We start from the raw sequence: 15,475 nt of genomic DNA, 5'->3' as shown, positions 1-15,475 counted from the left end.
CGTTCAACGCAGCGGTGGATGCGACAGCACATCGCCGTCCCGGCATGGTAAACCGAAGCCCGCCTCTTCGCGCAGGGCGCGGCACGCCCCACCCGCTGTCGGCGGTGGCTTCACTGCGAAGGTCGGCGCTGTCGCGCCCGGGCAATCGCTTCGACCAACATGTCCCCGGTCACCGGCTTGCGCAGGAAGCCATCGAATCCCGCCGCCAGCACGTCTGCTTCGGCATAGGCATCCGAACGCGCGGTCACCGCCAGCAGCGGGAACTCATGCGCCAGCGCGCGTAGTTGCCGCGCCAGTGCCAGGCCGTCCAATGCGGGCAGGTCCAGGTCGAGCAGCCCCACGTCGAAGGCCGCCGTGGAGGCTTCTGCCAACGCGGCCAGCCCATGCAGTACGTGGACCACGCGGTGCCCGCGCGCTGACAGCAGGCCGACGATGACCCGGGCCACGGTGGGATCATCTTCCACCAGCAGGATTGCCAGCCCGGGCAGATCAAGCGACAGCAGACCGGCGCCGGACTCTGGGGGATGCGCCTGCATCTGCCACGGCAGCGGCAGTTCGACACGGAAACAGGCACCTTGGCCGGGCCGGCTCTGCACGCCGATGCGGCCGCCCATTGCCACGGCAAGCTCCTGGCAGATCGCCAGGCCCAGCCCGGAGCCGCCGAAGCGCGAGGCGGTGCGCGGTCCGTCGGCCTGTTCGAAGCGCTCGAACAATCGCGCCTGCTGCTCGACACTGATGCCCGGCCCGGTGTCGGTGACCTCGAACACGATTCCTGCGCCGCCATCGGACAGCTGCACCGCCAGGCGCACCTCGCCACGCTCGGTGAATTTGATGGCGTTGCCCAGCAGGTTCATCAGGATCTGCCGTACCCGCATTTCATCGCCGCTGGCCGAGACATGGCCTGGCACGTTCACCTGTCGCTGGAAGGCAAGCCCACGCTGCCCTGCCAGCGGCTCCATCAGGCCCTGCACTTCGTCCAGCAGTGCCTCCAGGCCGAACGGGCGGATGTCCAGTTCAAGCCGGCCGGCCTCGATGCGTGCAAGGTCCAGCGCATCGTTGACCAACCGCAACAGGTGCGTGCCCGCCTGGTGGATGGCCCCCGCGTAGCCGCGCTGCTGCTCGTCCAGCGGGCTGTCCAGCAACAGCTCGCTCATCCCCAGCACACCGGTCATCGGCGTTCGCACTTCATGGCCCAGCGTGGCCAGGAAATGGCTCTTGGCCTGGGATGCCTGTTCGGCAAGATGCTGTTTGTGCAGCGTCAGCTGCCACTGCTGGCGCCGACGCAGCCGCAGCCGCACGTACCACGCCAGGGCAGCCAACAGCAGCGCGCCGGCCAGCACATACAGCAGCAGCGCAGCGCCACTGCGCCACCACGGTGGAAGCACCTCCATCCGCAGGTCCGGGGCGATGGTCCAGTCGCCGCCGGCGCGGCGCGCCTGCACTTCGATGCGGTAGCTGCCTGCAGGCAGGCGCGACAGCGTGCGCTCGCCGTCGACAGCCGGCACCCAGTTCAAGTCATACCCGTCCACGCGGAAGCGGTAGGCGTTGCTCAGCGGGTTGGCGAAGGAGAGCAGGCGTGCGTTGATCTGCAGATCGCGATCATCCGGCCCCAGCACGACCGGGGCATCCAGGGGCAGCTCCTGCCACCCTTCGCCATCGTCGCGGCGCACCCGCAACGCACCGACCACCAACTGCGATGGCGGCAGCCGTGCGTCGGGCTGGTTCGGATCGAAGCCTACCAGTCCGATCTTCGATACGGCCAACACCCTGCCTGCGGCATCCTGCGCAGGCGGGCGACCGTTGAACTCCGCATCGGGCAATCCGTCGCGCTCGGTGTAGATGCGCAGCTGTCGCGCCAGCGGATCCCAACGCATCAGGCCACGCGGACTGGTGGCCCATATCTGTCCGTCGGCCGCGGGCACCAGTCCGCCGATCGACACCGGCGGCACGCCTTCGGCCGCAGCAACCTGCTCGCGCAGGTTCAGGCCCAGACCGTCCCAGTCGTAGCGTTCGAATGCGCCCTGCCGTGCCAGCCACACACCGGTGGGCGAAACCCAGGCGATATCGAAGATCGGTCCGCGCGAAACGCCCGGCACGGCCAGGAACGCGCTGTCCTGGAAGCGCAGCACGCCCATGTCGCCCACCACCCATGGCTGCCCGCGGGGATCGAAGCGGATCTGTTCGATCGGCGCTTCACTGCGTCCAGGCAGATCGCTGGAACGTATTTCCTGCAGGAGTCGCCCACCCGCATCGCGATGCTGCAGGCCATGGTTCATCACTGACAGCCACACCGTTCCATCGGGCGCGGCGCGCATCAGGTCGATGCGCTGGCGCAGGTCCGCGCCGCCGTGGATCAACCAGTCCCGATGGCTGCCGCGGCGGGGGTCGTACACCGTGATGCGCCCTGCGCGCCCCAGCCACAATGTGCCGTCGGGACGCGGCAGCAGCGACCAGACCGCACCGCTGCCGATGGTCCGGTCACTGACCAGCAGCGACAGCGTGCCCTTTCCATCGAGTCGATACACGCCCGGCGCTGCACCGATGTAGAAGTCCGTGCCGTCGCTGGCCGCGCTCAGCAGGTACTGGCTGTCCAGCGGTTTGCCGTCCAGCTGGTACCAGGTCGAGAAACGTTTCCAGTCCGGCGGCAGGTAAGCCAGTCCCTGGGTCAACAAGGCGATCCAGATGCCGCCTTCGTGGTCCTGCAGCAGATCCACCACGCCGCTGTGCACGGTCAGGAAACCACTGCCACGGTCGCCTTCCAACCGGCGAAGACGTTGCTCATCGCCGCGCAGCAGCCCATCTGAGCTGCCTACCCAGAAGCCGCCCTGGCGATCATGCAGCACCTTGGAGGAGCGCAACGCATCGCCCTGTGACCACCGGGGACGCTGGACCGCATCGTGCGCGTCGATGTGGAACATGCCATCGGACTGCGTGCCAACCCATACGCCGCCGGCCGCATCGCGACTGAGCCGCAGCACCGCGGTGGCGCCCAGGGTCGCCGGCGCGATCCGATCAAAGCCCGTGCCGTTCCAGCGCGCGACCCCCTGCTCGGTACCGACCCACAGGCGTCCCCGCCCATCGACCAGGCTGGAAAAGACTGTGTCACCGGGAATGCTGTGCCTATTATGCGGATCATGACGGAACAGCTGCACCTTGCCCGCTTCGTCGCGTCGGCACAGCCCGTAGGCGCTGGTGCCGATCCACAACGCCTTGTCGTGTTCGGCCAAGGTCCAGAACTGTCCGTCACAGGCCTCGTTGATGTCGTCAAGCGTTTCAAAGGCGTCACGGGCCGGTCCCATGCGGACCAGGCCCACGCCGTTTATGCCCAGCCAGAGGCGGTCCTGGGCGTCCACCAGCAGTGTTTCGATCTCATCGCCAGGCAGGCTGCCCTCGGCCTGCGGATCATGCCGCCAGCTGCGCAGCGACACGCCGTCATAACGCGCCAATCCGCCATCGGTCGCAGCCCAGATGTAGCCTTGGCGGTCCTGCGCCAAGGCCGTGACCATCCGCGATGGCAGGCCTTCGGCCGGGCCCAGCCGCCGTAGCCGGGGGGTTTCGGCGCCATCCTGCGCGCCCGCCAGCGCCTGACAGGGGACCAGCCCTGACAACAGCAGGCCGGCCACTGCCAGCAGCCATCCCAGCGCCCGTCCTTGATGCATGTGCTTGGCCATCGCTCCCCCTTGGATGCAGGCGATTGTCACACAGCCTTGACGATGCGTCCGGCGAGCGGGATGCTGGCGGTGGCATTGCCGACGGGCCTTGGCCGGCAAGGACCATCGGCACCATGATCTGTTGCAGCCATGTGGCTGCTCGCGAAGCCTGTGGCGTGCGTATGATCGTCACGTCCCCCTGCAGGAGCCTACCGCGTGCTGCGACGCCTTACCCTTGCCTTGCTGCTGTCCGCGCTGCCTGCGGTCGGCATGGCGGCCACGCCGACGTACCGGCTCGACCCGGTACATACACGGGTCCTGTTCGCCATCGAACATGCCGGCTTTTCCAATGCGCTGGGCACCGTATCCGGCAGTGAGGGCGAAGTGTCGTTCGATCCCGCCGACTGGGCCGCTTCCCGCCTGGACGTGCGTATTCCGATCTCCCGCCTGGACCTGGGCGATGCCAAATGGAACCAGTCCGCGCTGGCACGTAACCTGCTCGACGGCGAACGCTTTCCCGAAGCACGCTTCGTGTCCACCAGCGTCGAGCAGATCGATGAAACCCATGCACGCGTCAAAGGAGACCTGACACTTCGTGGGGTTACCCGTGAAGTCGTGCTGGAGGTCAAGCTCAACGCCCTCAAACGGCATCCATTGCCGCCGTTCCGCCGCACCGCTGGTTTCTCGGCGACTGCCACGCTCAGCCGCCGCGACTTCGGCATCACCGCATGGTCCAGCATGATCGGCGACAGCGTGCAGCTGCGCATCGAAGCGGAGGCCGTTCGCGACCGCAACGCCGGTGATGACGAACCTTCCGCCGCCCCCGTTCCGCCCGAGCCGACTGACAGGAGCACGCCATGACCCGTCCCAATGCGCAGCGCTGGGGTGGCGTGAGCCAATCCCTGCACTGGCTGATCGCATTGCTGATCCTCACCCTTGGCGTGGTCGGCCTGACCATGGGCGAGCTGCCGAAGACGCCGAAGTATTTCTGGGTCTACACCGCGCACAAATCACTGGGCATCAGTGTGCTGGCGCTGGTGGTGCTGCGCCTGGGCTGGCGCCTGCATGCCGGCGCACCGCCGGCGGTGCCCGGCACTCCAAGCTGGCAGGAACGCATCGCCAGCGCTACCCATGGGCTGCTGTATGTCCTGATGTTCGCCATTCCGTTGTCCGGCTGGATCTACGACTCGGCAAGCGGGCTGCGTCCGTTCCGCTGGTTCGGCCTGGTCGACGTGCCCAAGCTGGTGGCGCCGGATCCGCAGAAGGTAGCGGTGTCGCACGCCATCCATGAATATGGTTTCTGGCTGTTGATCGCAGTGGTGCTGGCGCATGCCGGTGCCGCGCTCTACCACCACTTTTTCCAACGCGATGCCACCCTGGCGCGCATGCTGCCGCGCGGCTGGCTCGCCTCTTCCCAGAAGGACTGATTCGATGAGCATCAAACTGAGCACCCCATCGGCCGTCGCTGCTGCGCTGGCTGGCCTGCTGGCCGCCTCGCCTGCCCTGGCCGCCGACTACGTGCAGGCGGCCGGAGCGCCGGGTTCCAACCTGGCCTTTGCCACCAAGTACGACGGCGAGGTCTTCGCCGGCACCTTCCCCGGGTTCTCCACCCAGCTCAGTTTCGACCCGGCCAACCCTGCGGCCGGCAAGCTCGAGGTGAACATCCCGCTGGCCGGTGCGAAGAGCGGCAACAGTGACCGCGACTCCACCCTGCAGGGCGCGGACTTCTTCGATGTCGGCAAGTTCGCCACCGCGCGCTACTCCGCCAGCGGCTTCCGCGCACTGGGCAGCGACACCTACGCTGCCGATGGCACGCTGGAACTGCGCGGCGTCAGCAAGCCGGTGACCCTGACCTTCACCTGGACCCCCGGCACCCAGCCGGTTCTGAAGGGCAAGGCCACCGTCAAGCGCCTGGACTTCGGCGTGGGAGGAGGCGACTGGGCCGACACCAAGAGCATTCCGGACGAAACCGCGATCAGCACCGTGGTGACGTTCAAGGCGAAATGACCGACGCGGTCCGCCAGCGCCGGGCAAGGTCCGGCGCTACGGGTCCGGGTGCCTCCATGCCGCCAGTGCAGCGGCGTCGAATGGCCAATCCAGCTCACAGTCCGCACCGGCATCACGCAGCACCGGCACGCGCGCTCCATACCGGCGTTCCAGCGCGGGATGCCCATCGATGAACACCGGATCGAAATCCGGGAAACGCGCCTGGGCGAGCACGGCCAAGGCCTGGTCACACAGCTGGCAGTCATCACGCTGGTACAGGATGAACACAGGCAGGGCTCCGATGGCTTTGCTGCGGCGCAGCCAAGGATGCGCTGCGGCAACCGCTAGAATAGCGTCTTTCCCGGTACCCGCAGCACGGCATCCATGGCAGTCAGCACGTTCGACGTCTTCAAGATCGGCATTGGCCCGAGTTCCTCGCACACCGTAGGCCCGATGAAAGCGGCCGAGCGCTTCGTGCACCGCTGGCTGCTCGATCCCGGCCGGCTGCAGGACGTGGTGCGCATCCGCGCTGATGTCTACGGTTCGCTGGCACTGACCGGTCGCGGACACGGTACCGACAAAGCGGTACTGCTGGGGCTGGAAGGCCAGCGGCCGAACCTGATCGACCCGGACATCATCCCGGTCACGCTGGAACGCATCCGTACCAGCAGGCGCATCAACCTGATGGGCCAGCATGAAATCGTCTTCGACGAGAAGCGCGACCTCGGCCTGAACAAGCGCCAGAAGCTGCCCTACCACACCAACGGCATGCGCTTCACAGCGTACGGCGCCAACGATGAGCTGATTGCCACGCGCGACTATTACTCGGTCGGCGGCGGCTTCGTGGTCAACCAGGATGATGCGGCCGACGACCGCATCGTACCCGATGAGACCCCCCTGCCTTATCCGTTCAAGAGTGGCGATGAACTGCTGGCGCAGACCGCGCGGAGCGGGCTGAGCATTGCCCAGCTGATGTTCGAGAATGAAAAATCCTGGCGCAGCGAAGACGAGATCCGGGACCAGCTTCGCGAAATATGGGAAGCGATGCAGGCGTGCGTGGCCCGCGGCATCCGCCAGGAAGGCGTACTGCCAGGCGGACTGAAGGTCGGCCGGCGCGCCCCCGCCCTGCACCGCGAACTGTCGTCCAAGCCGGAAGCTGCGATGCGTGATCCGCTGACCACGCTGGACTGGGTCAACCTGTACGCGCTGGCGGTGAACGAAGAAAACGCCGCCGGTGGCCGTGTGGTGACCGCCCCCACCAACGGCGCCGCCGGCGTGCTGCCTGCGGTACTGCATTACTTCGACCGCTTCTGCCCGGGGGCGAACGAACAGCGGATCTTCGACTTCCTGCTGACCTCCGCGGCGATTGGCATCCTGTACAAGGAAAACGCCTCGATTTCCGGCGCCGAAGTCGGTTGCCAGGGCGAAGTGGGCGTTGCCTGCTCGATGGCCGCCGGTGGCCTGGTCGCCGCGCTGGGCGGCAGTCCCAGCCAGATCGAAAATGCCGCCGAAATCGGCATGGAGCACAACCTGGGCCTGACCTGCGATCCGATCGGCGGTCTGGTGCAGATTCCCTGCATCGAACGCAATGCGATGGGCGCAGTGAAAGCAATCAATGCCTCGCGCATGGCGATGCGCGGCGATGGCAAGCACAAGGTATCGCTGGACAAGGTCATCAAGACCATGCGCGACACCGGCCGCGACATGCAGGACAAGTACAAGGAAACCAGCCGCGGCGGGCTGGCGGTGAACGTCATCGAGTGCTGACGCCAGCTGCCTGCGCCTGGTGACCGTTGGTGGTGGTGGGTGACGACCGTTGGTGGTGGTGGGTGACGACCGTTGGTCGTCACGCCTTTCCGGTTAACCTCAAGCTTTCCCCCCGGAGACCACCATGCGCCTGCTGGCCACCGCCCTGCTTGCCTGCCTTCCAATCACCACGCTCGCCGCCGATAGCTACGGCGCCCGGCTGGAAGGCTTCGACTATCCCCATCCGGTGAAGACGTTCGCGCTGCAGTCGCAGCGCCAACCTCTGGAAATGGCTTACCTGGATCTTTCGCCGCCGCGTGCGCCGGTCGGCACGGTGGTCCTGCTTCACGGCAAGAATTTCTGTGCCGCTACCTGGCAGGAGAGCATCCAGCCCCTGCTTGATGCCGGCTATCGGGTGATCGCGCCAGACCAGGTGGGCTTCTGCAAATCCAGCAAGCCGCAGGGGTACCAGTATTCGTTCGGCCAGTTGGCCGCCAATACGCATGCCCTGCTGCAGCAGCTCGGCGTGCAGCGCGCGCACATCGTCGGCCATTCCATGGGCGGCATGCTGGCTGCCCGCTATGCGCTGCTGTACCCGGATGCCACGCAGTCGTTGTCGCTGGTCAATCCGATCGGCCTGGAGGACTGGAAGGCGTTGGGCGTGCCGTGGCGCAGCGTGGATGCGTGGTATGCCAACGAGCTGAAGACCAGCTTTGAATCCATCAAGAAATACCAGCTTGATGTGTATTACAACGGCGACTGGAAGCCCTCGTTCGAGCGCTGGGCGCGGATGCAGGCCGGCCTGTATGCCGGCCCGGGCAAGGACGCTGTGGCATGGAGCCAGGCGCTGACCTCGGACATGGTGTTCAACCAGCCCGTGGTTCACGAGTTGAAGAACATCCGGGTGCCGACCACGCTGTTCATCGGCCAGAAGGATCGCACGGCCATCGGCCGCGACATGGCCCCTCCTGCGCTGAAGGCAACGCTGGGCGACTACCCCGTGTTGGGCAAGGCAGCCGCCGCGGCGATACCCGGCGCACAGCTCGTGGAATTCGCCGAACTGGGGCACTCGCCGCAGGTACAGGATCCCGCACGTTTCAATGCCGCATTGCTGCGCGCACTGAAGGCGCCGTAAAGAACGTGGAGGTGCCGGCAGGGTCGGCACCTCTGCCCACGGCGGGGGCGTCCTGCAACGGGCAGGGCTGTAGTTCGCCGCATCAGCGCCCGGGGTGCCTGCTGATCCTCGGGCTCAACGTCGTTCGGTTGTCTGCGTCCGCGCAATGCGCAGCACGTCATCCAACAACGCCGCTGCCGTGACCTCCGCACCTGCGCCCGGCCCCTGGATCAGCAGGGGCTGATCGTGATATCGATCGCTGTGGATCGCGACGCGGTTGTCCGTTCCTGCACCCGACGCGAGCGGGTGGTCAGCCGCCAGCGACTGCACACCAACGCGTGCGGCCCCGGCTTCGACGCGACCGATGAAGCGCAGCACCTGGCCCGCTTCGCGTGCACGCAGCCAACGCTGGTGGAGCGGTGCATCCAGCTGCGCCAGCTGCTCCAGCGCCTGCGCGTGCGGCAGCGTGGCCAGCGCCGCCGGCACCAGCGAATCGACCTGTACCTGTCCATCGGTGAGGCCCAATCCGCTGGCGCGCGCCAGTATCAACAGCTTGCGTCGCACGTCCTCTCCAGAAAGATCCAACCGCGGATCCGGCTCGGTGAAGCCGGCAGCGAGCGCTTCCCGCACGGCCAGCGAAAACGGCCCGCTACCGTCGTAGCGGTGGAACAACCAGGCCAGCGAGCCGGACAGTACGCCTTCGATGCGGTGGATGCGGTCACCGCCGTCCACCAGCGCGCGCAGGCTGCTCAGCAGCGGCAGGCCCGCTCCGACCGTCGCACTGTCGCCGTAGCGCGCCCCGCTGTCGGCACAGTGCGCCGCGATCTGCGCCGCACGCTGCTGCTGCGCGCCCTGCCCCAGCTTGTTGGCGGTCACCACGTGCACGCCGCGCGCCAGCCAGAGCGCGTGTTCGGCGGCGACGCTTTCACTGGCTGTGGCGTCCACCACCACGTCTCCGGCATGCAGGTCGTCTGCCTGCTTCCACGGTGTCGCGGCGGCCGTCAGCCGGGGGGCACGCTTTATCTCATGCAGCGGCCGTTCCGGCGCACCGTCGCAGGCCAGCACCGCGCGCGAGTTGGCCAACCAACGGAACGGCGGCAAGGCGAGCCCGCGTGCCTGCAATGCCTGGTAACGGGCGACGAACGCGGTGCCCACCGTGCCGGTTCCCAGCAACGCCAGCCGCCCCGAGGAGGCGCGCGAGAGTTCGATGACCTGGGCGTTCATGCATCCACGACCTGTTTCTGCCGCGCCTGTGCATCGACCACGGCCGCCGCCCGGTCCAGAGCAGCGGCAAGGTCGGCAAGCAGGTCGCGTTCGGATTCGATGCCCACCGACAAGCGCAGCAGACCTTCGCTGATACCGGCGGCCTGGCGCGCCTGCACGGTCATCGCCGCATGGGTCATCGTCGCTGGATGTGCGACCAGGCTCTCCACGCCGCCCAGCGATTCGGCCAGGGTGAAGTACTGCAGGCCATCGACGAACGCGCGCACCGCCGCATGCGGATCGTCGCCCTCGCAGTTCGCCAGTTCGAAGGACAGCATGGCGCCGAAACCGGATTGCTGGCGTGCGGCGATGGCATGCCCTGGGTGGTCGGCGAGGCCGGGGTAGTACACCGCGCTCACCGCGCGATGGGCGGCCAGCAGCGGCACGATCGCCGCGGTGTTTTCCTGGTGCACGCGCAGGCGTGCATCCAGCGTGCGCAGGCCGCGCAGGGTCAGGAAGGCATCGAACGGCGAACCGGTCAGGCCCAGTGCGTTGGCCCACCAGGTGAGCTGCTGTACCAGGTCCGGATCGCGCGCCACCACCGCCCCGCCAACCACGTCGCTGTGGCCGTTGATGTACTTGGTGGTGGAGTGCAGGACCAGGTCGGCGCCGAAGGCCAACGGCTGCTGCAGGGCGGGCGAAAGGAAGGTGTTGTCGACCACCACCCGCGCGCCGGCCTTGTGCGCGGCATCGATGACGAAGCGCAGGTCGGTGATGCGCAGCAGCGGGTTGGATGGGGTTTCCACCAGCACCAGCTTCGGCGAGCTGGCCAGCGCGTGGGCCAGCGAGCGCGGATCGGTCAGGTCGGCGGTGACCAGCTTGAACTGGCCCTTGCCGGCCAGCGCGTTGAACAGCCGCCAGCTGCCACCGTAGGCATCGTGCGGCACCACCAGGGTGTCCTCCGGGCCCAGCAGCGCCTGCAGCACCAGGTTGATCGCGCCCATGCCGGTCGCCGTCACCACCGCGCCGGCGCCGCCTTCCAGCTCGGCCAGTGCCTCGCCGAGCAGGTCGCGGGTCGGATTGCCGCTGCGGGTGTAGTCGTACTGGCGCTTGTTGCCGAACCCATCGAAGCTGAAGTTGGAGGACAGCACGATCGGCGGGGTCACCGCACCGTGGGCGCTGTCGCGGTCGATGCCGGCGCGCACTGCGGCAGTGGTGCGGCTACAGGACGGCGTGCCGTTGATGTCGTGGCTCATGCGGTTTCTCCCGGGATGCGGATGGCGTTGGCGAGGATCGCGTCGATGCGATCGGTTTCTTTCAGGAAGGCGTCGTGGCCGTAGGGTGAGCGCAGCACGCGCAGGCTGCCGCGCGGGCCCAGTCCTTCGACCAGGCTGACCAGGTCGGCCAGCGGCACCAGGCGGTCACCTTCCACGGCCACCACGACGGTGGGCAGCAGCAGCTGCGCCGGTTCGATGCGGTGCAGGTCGATGGATTCGGACAGGCGCAGCCAGGCGGTGACCGGCGTGCGCGCGACGTACTGCGCGGCGGCCGCGTCCAGGTAATCTTCGGCGGCCACGCGTACGCGCCCATTGATCACTTCCGGGGCGGCGTCGAAGCGCTCGCTGAACTCTTCCGGCGTGCGGTAGCTGAGCATCGCGAACTGGCGTGCCAGGGCCAGGCCGTTCTCGTCACTGCACTGCAGCTGGCCCAGTGCAACGGCGCGTCGCTGCAGGGCGCGCCAGGCGGCCGCGTAGGGGTGCGCACGATGCGCGCCGCTGACCACCACCAGCCGCTGCACGCGCCGGCGGTGGCGCAGGCCGAACTGCTGGGCGACCAGCGCGCCATAGGAATAACCGACGAAGGCCTGCAGCTGCGCGATGCCGAGGTGATCCAGCAGGATCGCCAGCGCATCGGCCTGGTCGGCGGTATCGATCGGCACGTCCAGCGCGCCATCGGCGCCGATGAAATCAAACGCCAGCACGCGCAGCCGCTGCGGGTCGAGGGTCCGCCCCGGGCCGACCAGGCCTTCGGCCCAGCCTTTCTCGCCGAACTGGGCATTGGCGGCCACGTGGCGGTTGGCGGAAATGCCACCGGCCAACACCACGACGGGCGCGTCGGCGGGGCCTACCCATTCGTAGCGCAGGCGGATCGGACGCGGGCCGGCATGGCGCATGTCCAGCACCGCGGCGAACTCGCCGCGTGCTGCATGCACGCGGTCTTCGACCGGCACGCTGACGGGAACAAAGGAGTCGGGGCGGAGGGCGGTGCTGGGGGCGAAGCTCATGGCGGCATCCAAAAAGGAAAACGGCCATCGAGCCTTCGCGGGGCTCGCGTCCAAGTCCTGCCCGTTCCGGGCACGGCTCGAACCATCTTCCGGTAGACACGGGGTCCCCGCAGGATTTGGCACCTACGCTGACGCTTGCGCGCCTGCGGGCTGCCCCGGCTTCAAAGGGCCTGTCCCTCTGCCGGTCTCGATGGTGGACCCACGATGCCAGCGAACTTCCAGCCTGTCAATCCTTTCATGCGGATGAAGCGATGGATTCATTCGCAACTTCCGCGGGGGCCTGCGCGGGCTGCTACAGTCCGCCCTCCTGCTGCCACGCTGATCCTCGATGCGCCGCCTGCTGCCGTGCTGCCTGATCCTGCTGCCCCTGTGTGCCCGGCCCGCGATGGCGGCAGATACCATCGACTGGCGCGCCGGCTGGGGTTTGTCAGGCGCCCCGGCGGCGGATTCGTTCGCTTACCAGTTACCGTTTGATGCGCGGCGCTTCAGCGTGGGCCAAGCTCCGCAGGGCCGATTCAGCCACCGCGACGCCGAAAACCGCCATGCAGTCGACTTCACCCTGCCCGAAGGCACGCCGGTACTGGCCGCGCGCGGCGGCTGGGTGACCCGGGTGCAGGCGGGCTTCAGCGGCAATGGACTGGATCCGCAGCGTGACCGCGGGCGCGCCAACTATGTGCGCATCGTCCATGACGACGGCAGCATGGCCGTCTACGCGCACCTGCAGCACGAGGGCGTGCTGGTGAATGAAGGCCAGCAGGTGCAGGCCGGCCAGCCGATCGCGCTGTCCGGCAACACCGGGTACAGCACCGCCCCGCACCTGCATTTCGCCGTGCAGCGACAGCGCGGCACGCAGCTCGAGTCGATCCCGGTGCGCATCGTCACCCCGCGCGGCCAGCTCCACTTCGAAAAACAGCCCTGATCCCCTCCCTCACCTTTTTTCGGCGATAATCATCGGCTTACTTCATTGATCTGCGCCCCGGGCGGGCGCCCCCTGCCATGTCCGAAGTCGCCACCGAAGCCGCGCGCCGCCGCACGTTCGCCATCATTTCCCATCCTGATGCGGGCAAGACCACGCTGACCGAAAAGCTGCTGCTGTTCGGCGGTGCGATCCAGATGGCTGGTTCGGTCAAGGGCCGCAAGGCCGCACGCCACGCTACGTCCGACTGGATGGCGCTGGAAAAAGAGCGCGGCATCTCGGTGACCTCATCGGTGATGCAGTTCCCCTACGAAGGCAAGATCGTCAACCTGCTCGACACCCCCGGCCATGCCGACTTCGGCGAGGACACCTACCGCGTGCTCACTGCGGTGGACTCGGCGCTGATGGTGATCGACGTGGCCAAGGGCGTGGAAGAGCGCACCATCAAGCTGATGGAGGTCTGCCGGCTGCGCGACACGCCGATCATGACCTTCATCAACAAGCTCGACCGCGAGGGCAAGGAACCGATCGACCTGCTGGATGAGGTGGAAAGCGTGTTGGGCATCCAGTGCGCACCGGTGACCTGGCCGATCGGCATGGGCCAGCGCCTGAAGGGCGTGGTCCACCTGATCACCGGCGAAGTGCATCTTTACGAGCAGGGCCGCAACTTCACCCGCCAGGACTCGACCATCTTCCCGTCCATCGACTCGCCCGGCCTGGCCGAGAAGATCGGCGCGCAGATGCTGGCCGACCTGCGCGATGAACTGGAACTGGTCCAGGGCGCCAGCCACCCGTTCGACCTGGACGCCTACCGCGCGGGCAAGCAGACCCCGGTGTTCTTCGGCTCGGGCGTGAACAATTTCGGCGTGCAGCCGCTGCTGGACTTCTTCGTCGAACACGCCCCGTCGCCGCAGCCGCGTGCCAGCACCGGCCGCGCCGTGCAGCCGCAGGAGAACAAGCTGACCGGCTTCGTGTTCAAGATCCAGGCCAACATGGACCCGCAGCACCGTGACCGCGTGGCGTTCATGCGCGTGTGTTCGGGCCGTTTCGCGGCAGGCATGAAGACCCTGCACGTGCGGACCGGCAAGGACATGAAGCTGGCCAACGCGCTGACCTTCATGGCCAGTGATCGCGAGATCGCTGCCGAAGCGTGGCCGGGCGATGTCATCGGCATCCACAACCACGGCACCATTTCCATCGGTGACACCTTCACCGAAGGCGAGGCGATCACCTTCACCGGGATCCCGAATTTCGCCCCGGAACTGTTCCGCCGCGCACGCCTGCGCGACCCGCTCAAGCTCAAGCAACTGCAGAAGGGCCTGGCGCAGTTGTCCGAAGAGGGGGCGACCCAGTTCTTCCGTCCGCTGATGAGCAACGACCTGATCCTCGGTGCGGTCGGCGTGCTGCAGTTCGACGTGGCCGCGTACCGCCTGAAGGACGAATACGGGGTGGAAGCCACCTTCGAGCCGGTCAGCGTGGTCACTGCGCGCTGGGTTACCTGCAGCAACGAAAAGAAGCTGGAAGAGTTCCGCGAGAAGAACGCGCTGAACCTGGCGGTGGATGCGGCCGGCCAGCTGGTCTACCTGGCGCCGACGCGGGTCAACCTGCAGCTGGCGCAGGAACGCGCGCCGGACGTACGCTTCTCCGCTACCCGTGAAGCGGCGTACACCGCCACGTCCTGAACCACGGCGGTGGCCGGGCGTGCACGCGCCGGCCATCGCGGCGATGATAGGGGAGATGCAGGTCCCCCTCCCTGCGACCCACTCGTCCCACATGACCTCTGTTGAATCGATCCGCGAGGAAATCGCCAGCGCGCTGACCCATGGCCTCGGTGCGGTGTTCGCCCTGGCGGGCAGCGCCGTGTTGATCACCCTGGCCGCCATCAACGGCGATGGCTGGCAACTGTTCAGTTCGATCGTGTTCGGCGTGGCGTTGCTGCTGCTGTACACCGCCTCCACGCTGTACCACGCGATCCAGCACCCGGTGGCCAAGGGGCGACTGAAGGTCTTCGACCATTGCGCGATCTACGTGCTGATCGCCGGCACCTATACCCCTTTCATGCTGATCGGTCTGCGCGGCCCCTGGGGCTGGAGCATGTTCGCCGCGATCTGGACGCTGGCCCTGGCCGGGGTGGTGTTCAAGCTGTTCTACACCGGCCGTTTCAAGGCCCTGTCGACCGGCATCTACATCGCGATGGGGTGGCTGATCGTGGTGGCGATCAAGCCGATGCTGGCGGCGATCGACCTGTGGACGCTGGGCTGGCTGCTGGCCGGCGGGCTGTCCTACACGCTGGGCACTTACTTCTACCACCGCGAATCGATCCGTTATTCGCACGCGATCTGGCATCTGTTCGTGATCGGCGGCAGCGTGTGCCACTTCGTCGCAGTGACCGCGCAGGTGTTGTGATTTTCTGCGCTTGCGCGCGGGCTTGAAGCGACGGCGAAGGCAACGGCAACGTCAACAGCTGCAGGGCTGCTGGTTGGCGGGGCGGGGTGGCTGTGCAGGACACGCCGTGAACCCGTCCATGGGGGCTCGCTTTTCGCATCCATGCGAAAAGACGGTCCTGCACAGCCACC

General features: G+C 67.2%; 12 protein-coding genes, 1 pseudogene and 1 riboswitch. Of the genes and pseudogenes, 8 read left to right on the top strand and 5 right to left on the bottom strand.

The window, feature by feature from the left end:
• Window positions 1-110: 110 nt before the first annotated feature.
• The gene (locus H9654_RS16635; protein WP_225212130.1) at window positions 111-3,671 is read right to left on the bottom strand and encodes a hybrid sensor histidine kinase/response regulator; all 3,561 of its coding nucleotides are present in this window, start codon (window positions 3,669-3,671) and stop codon (window positions 111-113) included.
• Window positions 3,672-3,920: 249 nt separating this feature from the next.
• On the opposite strand from H9654_RS16635, the gene H9654_RS16630 reads away from it, so the two are divergent.
• The 3 genes from H9654_RS16630 to H9654_RS16620 are packed head-to-tail and all read left to right on the top strand — an operon-like array spanning window position 3,921 to window position 5,657.
• Entirely contained in the window at window positions 3,921-4,511 is a 591-nt protein-coding gene (locus H9654_RS16630; protein WP_191771857.1) for a YceI family protein, read from the top strand.
• Window positions 4,508-5,077 carry a cytochrome b gene (locus H9654_RS16625; RefSeq protein WP_191771841.1) on the top strand — a complete coding sequence of 190 codons (570 nt, stop codon included), beginning with the start codon at window positions 4,508-4,510 and terminating at the stop codon, window positions 5,075-5,077. The genes H9654_RS16630 and H9654_RS16625 overlap by 4 nt, the downstream gene beginning before the upstream one ends.
• A gap of 4 nt (window positions 5,078-5,081) precedes the next feature.
• Window positions 5,082-5,657, top strand: coding sequence for a YceI family protein (locus H9654_RS16620; RefSeq protein WP_101099882.1), 576 nt, complete (start codon window positions 5,082-5,084; stop codon window positions 5,655-5,657).
• 36 nt (window positions 5,658-5,693) lie between these two features.
• On the opposite strand, the gene H9654_RS16615 is transcribed toward H9654_RS16620, so the two are convergent.
• The gene (locus tag H9654_RS16615) at window positions 5,694-5,924 is read right to left on the bottom strand and encodes a glutaredoxin family protein (protein WP_191771840.1); all 231 of its coding nucleotides are present in this window, start codon (window positions 5,922-5,924) and stop codon (window positions 5,694-5,696) included.
• A 96-nt stretch (window positions 5,925-6,020) separates the two neighbouring features.
• Between H9654_RS16615 and H9654_RS16610 the strand changes: the two genes are divergently transcribed.
• Both H9654_RS16610 and H9654_RS16605 read left to right on the top strand, forming a co-directional pair.
• Complete coding sequence (locus tag H9654_RS16610; protein ID WP_191771839.1) at window positions 6,021-7,403, top strand: L-serine ammonia-lyase; 1,383 nt, start codon at window positions 6,021-6,023, stop codon at window positions 7,401-7,403.
• Between the two features lie 124 nt (window positions 7,404-7,527).
• Window positions 7,528-8,517 carry an alpha/beta fold hydrolase gene (locus tag H9654_RS16605; RefSeq protein WP_191771838.1) on the top strand — a complete coding sequence of 330 codons (990 nt, stop codon included), beginning with the start codon at window positions 7,528-7,530 and terminating at the stop codon, window positions 8,515-8,517.
• A gap of 114 nt (window positions 8,518-8,631) precedes the next feature.
• Here H9654_RS16605 and H9654_RS16600 read toward each other — a convergent pair whose 3' ends face one another.
• Genes H9654_RS16600 through metX form a run of 3 tightly spaced genes read right to left on the bottom strand, consistent with a single transcriptional unit; the run spans window position 8,632 to window position 11,983 of the window.
• Window positions 8,632-9,720, bottom strand: a complete 1,089-nt coding sequence (locus H9654_RS16600) for a homoserine dehydrogenase family protein (protein ID WP_191771837.1) — start codon at window positions 9,718-9,720, stop codon at window positions 8,632-8,634.
• Complete coding sequence (locus H9654_RS16595; protein ID WP_101099878.1) at window positions 9,717-10,955, bottom strand: O-succinylhomoserine (thiol)-lyase; 1,239 nt, start codon at window positions 10,953-10,955, stop codon at window positions 9,717-9,719. The genes H9654_RS16600 and H9654_RS16595 overlap by 4 nt, the downstream gene beginning before the upstream one ends.
• On the bottom strand, window positions 10,952-11,983 hold the full coding sequence (metX, locus tag H9654_RS16590) for a homoserine O-succinyltransferase MetX (RefSeq protein WP_191771836.1): 1,032 nt from the start codon (window positions 11,981-11,983) through the stop codon (window positions 10,952-10,954). Before metX ends, H9654_RS16595 begins: the two co-directional genes overlap by 4 nt.
• A gap of 79 nt (window positions 11,984-12,062) precedes the next feature.
• A riboswitch (SAM riboswitch) is annotated at window positions 12,063-12,180 on the bottom strand.
• A 251-nt stretch (window positions 12,181-12,431) separates the two neighbouring features.
• On the opposite strand from metX, the pseudogene H9654_RS16585 reads away from it, so the two are divergent.
• The 3 genes and pseudogenes from H9654_RS16585 to trhA all read left to right on the top strand — a co-directional run.
• Window positions 12,432-12,902: pseudogene (locus tag H9654_RS16585) on the top strand (M23 family metallopeptidase); the annotation flags it as partial.
• 77 nt (window positions 12,903-12,979) lie between these two features.
• The gene (locus tag H9654_RS16580; protein ID WP_191771834.1) at window positions 12,980-14,581 is read left to right on the top strand and encodes a peptide chain release factor 3; all 1,602 of its coding nucleotides are present in this window, start codon (window positions 12,980-12,982) and stop codon (window positions 14,579-14,581) included.
• A gap of 91 nt (window positions 14,582-14,672) precedes the next feature.
• Window positions 14,673-15,305 (top strand): PAQR family membrane homeostasis protein TrhA, encoded by a 633-nt coding sequence (gene trhA, locus H9654_RS16575; protein ID WP_101099874.1) that lies wholly within the window; start codon window positions 14,673-14,675, stop codon window positions 15,303-15,305.
• Window positions 15,306-15,475: the final 170 nt, after the last annotated feature.

The sequence above is a fragment of the Stenotrophomonas lacuserhaii genome, from assembly GCF_014836545.1.
Taxonomy (GTDB): domain Bacteria; phylum Pseudomonadota; class Gammaproteobacteria; order Xanthomonadales; family Xanthomonadaceae; genus Stenotrophomonas; species Stenotrophomonas lacuserhaii.
This window is presented reverse-complemented; position numbering and strand designations above follow the sequence as displayed.